This window comes from Acidiplasma cupricumulans, assembly GCF_001402935.1.
Taxonomy (GTDB): Archaea; Thermoplasmatota; Thermoplasmata; order Thermoplasmatales; family Thermoplasmataceae; genus Acidiplasma; species Acidiplasma aeolicum.
In genome coordinates this window covers 1-3,173 of the sequence record NZ_LKBH01000138.1, presented here as the reverse complement: position 1 = coordinate 3,173, position 3,173 = coordinate 1, and the positions used below count along the sequence as shown (strand labels likewise).

Sequence of the window (3,173 nt, the reverse complement as noted above, 5' to 3'; positions counted from 1 at the left end):
TCTTCCGATCTTATAAATAAAAAAATTATAAATTTACATGATTATAAAAATAATAATACAGTATTTGACTTTACATCCAATGATAATGATTCAAAAATTCTAATGGACATTTTAAAAAGAAAAAACCAGCTTCTTTCCAGTTTGGAGGCGGGGAAACTTTACACATTTAAGGCCGGATATTTTGAAAACGTGCATTTATTAGAAAAGGATGAAATGAATGATGTTGGGACATATAACATAGAAGTATATTTTTTTTTAAAAATTTATAACATAAAAGGTTCTAAAATAAAATTTGATCCTGTGGTTACAATCCATTCAATATTAATTCCAACTGGAGATTACAGCTTATTGAAATTCAAATTCCGCCGTGTTGCATCTCCAGAAAATGACATTGTGGCCTTGGGGAAAAATTTTGGTTTATTGTATAATTTTTCTAAGGAATATAAAAACGAGGCAAATATAAAAAACCTTGGAATTTATTTAATACAGCATCAGTTTTTGGACAGATTTAACAGAGCTATAAATGATAATCCATTTGGCGATGTTTATACCCTTGGATATCACACCGTGGCAGATATTTCAATAAATCCGGTACTTTTTAATATTATCTCACCAGATCCAATAAACAGGTTCATTAGTTACAGCAGTCATGATTATACCACTGAGGATGAAAGAAATAAAACGTGTACAATGGTAAGATTTTTACTTGAGTTTTTTTATATAAATACCGGTTTTTTATCAATTGATGGTGATGAAAAGGATAATATAAGGTTTAAAATAAGTAGGCAGGGTTTTGATAGATTTTTCGTTAAAAAAATCACCGCCAGCATGTATACATATTATGAGGGGAATTCTACGGTATATTTTTTCCATAACATCGTTGTCAGGCTTTCAGCTGGACAATCACTAAATCAGTATCTGCCCGGTGGTGGACTGATTATAAGCCATATTGTGGAATATCTTAAACTTGTAATAGACAGCTATTCAAAATTCATTTATGGCCGTAGATACAGGGAAGTTTTAAAACATGCCCCAGAGGTACTGGATGAATATAATGTTTACAATGTTGTTAAGACTATGATACATATTGGAAATGAGTTGAATTTGCTTGAGATTTCCAATGGTGTTAGGGATTTATATTTAAATCTGGAAGAGAGGCTGAATATTATAGGAATAAAAATAAATGAGGAGCAGAGAATTTATGGGTATCTATCATTAATTACTGCCATACTTTCAATAACCATAGCAGTGCTTATTGGATTACGCATAATAAAATTTTAAATTGGGTTTACATATTGTTTGGTTTAAATAATTTCAAAAACAATGTGTATTGAGCCCGCCGGGATTCGAACCCGGATTATAGGCTCCGGAGGCCTATATGATAATCCATTACACCACGGGCCCAGTTGCATAATTGCTTTATAAGATAAAAAAATTAAGATTTATAACCTATATCCCTTAATAATTTATGCCTCTTCTTTTTTGCAGCCTCATCCTCGACACCCAGTGGAGAGTACCCATCAGAAACACCAAGTACAGCGTTGCCATTATCGGTTCTGGCAATTATAACCTTTAATGGATTGGCAGTTGCGGCATATATGGTGCCAACCTCCTGGCATAATTTGATGGCGTTTAAAACATTTATGGGATATGCATTTTTCAGATATATTAGGAATGTATGCCCTGCAGAAATCTTCCTTATATTCTCAATGCCCAGATTTATTAGAAACTCATCATTACCCTCATATCTTATTAATCTCTCACCTGATGCCTCCGAAAAAACTATTGCATAAGAACTCTGTGGCACCGTTGTTTTTATAATCTCATTAAGATCCTCAACAGTTTTTATAAAGTGTGAGTAGCCCAGTATTATATTGGTATTTTCCGGTATATCTATATCTATTTCATCCATTTCCATAAATATATATGCCTAAAAATGTTATTAAATTTATGTATTGTTAATTTTTTCCATTGAACCCGGTCTGATAAAGACAAGTCCAACCAGGACAATAATGGATGAAATAAATAACACAATTCCCATATTTACTCCGAGATTTTTCCCAAGGATTACTGTAATTATTGGTCCAAAGCCCCCGCCAAAAAACCTGCCCACCAGAAGTGTAAAATTGGCACCGGATGCTCTTATATTGGGTGGGTAAAGGCTGCTTATCCATATTCCAAAAAAGGAAAAAAAGGCCGATGACATAAATAAAAGTATTAAAAATAACTCGTTTAGAAACCTTAATCCACCGTGTGCGTTTATTAGTATAAAAATTAATGAAAATATTAATGATGCGGCTGCAAATGGGTACATTACATCCTTTGCATTTTTGCGCTCATACATGTAACCTGAAAATGTGTAAAATATGGTTGCTGCAAATGTTCCTATTATTATAATAAAATAATAATTGTATACATTAAGGTTTTCAAGTTCTGTTGGGGCAAGGCTGAACAATGGTATTATGAAAAGAAATGACCCCAGGGAAATCAATGAACCAAAAATTGTTATATTACGGACCCGGCCAGTAAATATTTTACCTATTTCTATTTTGTAATTCCCATTGCTTGAATTTTTATATTTTAACCATATTGACGATTCAGGTATTTTATTGTATAATATTAATGATATAATGCTTATTACACCTATGACGATGAAAAATATCCTGAAATTCAATGAAAGCACCTCTATAATTATATATGCAGAAAAGGCACCGAGAAGGGACCCTATGGCGTATAAGCCCTGCATGAACCCCCCTGTCATTCCCCTGTGCATGGTATTTTCGAACTCTGAGACAAGTGCATAGCTTATTCCATTCTCACCGTTAACCCCCATTCCAACGAGAAACCATAAAAAATAAAGTTCATAAACACTGTTAATAAGACCTGCAAAAATGGTACCCAGTGAATAAATAATGACCGATATAATTATTGCCCTTTTTCTGCCTATTTTATCGGCAACCATACCAAATATGAAACCACCTATGGCACCACCTATCCATGAAAGCGTAATTGCAAGTGTCACAACTGAAACAGGAACATGGAAGTACAGTGATACAGGTACCAAAACAAATGTAATTGAATACATTGCATATGCGGAAAGCAGGAAAAATAATAATATTATTATTAATTTGTAATTGAACTTCATTACTGTGTAATTAAAATATATTATTTAT

General features: G+C 32.9%; 3 protein-coding genes and 1 tRNA gene. 1 reads left to right on the top strand and 3 read right to left on the bottom strand.

All coding sequences use genetic code 11. The features are described 5' to 3' along the window. Nucleotides 1-1,281: hypothetical protein (locus tag AOG55_RS09470; protein WP_162216759.1), on the top strand; the 1,281-nt coding region annotated here is incomplete at its 5' end. Between the two features lie 50 nt (nt 1,282-1,331). Here AOG55_RS09470 and AOG55_RS04130 read toward each other — a convergent pair. From AOG55_RS04130 to AOG55_RS04120, 3 genes are all read right to left on the bottom strand, one after another. After that, a tRNA-Arg gene (locus AOG55_RS04130) sits at nt 1,332-1,404 on the bottom strand. A gap of 31 nt (nt 1,405-1,435) precedes the next feature. Further along, a complete protein-coding gene (locus AOG55_RS04125) occupies nt 1,436-1,918 on the bottom strand; it encodes an adenosine-specific kinase (protein WP_197065848.1) in 483 nt (160 codons plus the stop codon). A 30-nt stretch (nt 1,919-1,948) separates the two neighbouring features. Further along, nucleotides 1,949-3,145, bottom strand: a complete 1,197-nt coding sequence (locus AOG55_RS04120; protein ID WP_048101235.1) for an MFS transporter — start codon at nt 3,143-3,145, stop codon at nt 1,949-1,951. Nucleotides 3,146-3,173 lie beyond the last annotated feature (28 nt).

Coding starts and splice junctions, on each gene's coding strand:
- AOG55_RS04125 (WP_197065848.1), bottom strand. CDS start 1,918: ATGGAAATGGATGAAATAGATATAGATATACCGGAAAATACCAATATA.
- AOG55_RS04120 (WP_048101235.1), bottom strand. CDS start 3,145: ATGAAGTTCAATTACAAATTAATAATAATATTATTATTTTTCCTGCTT.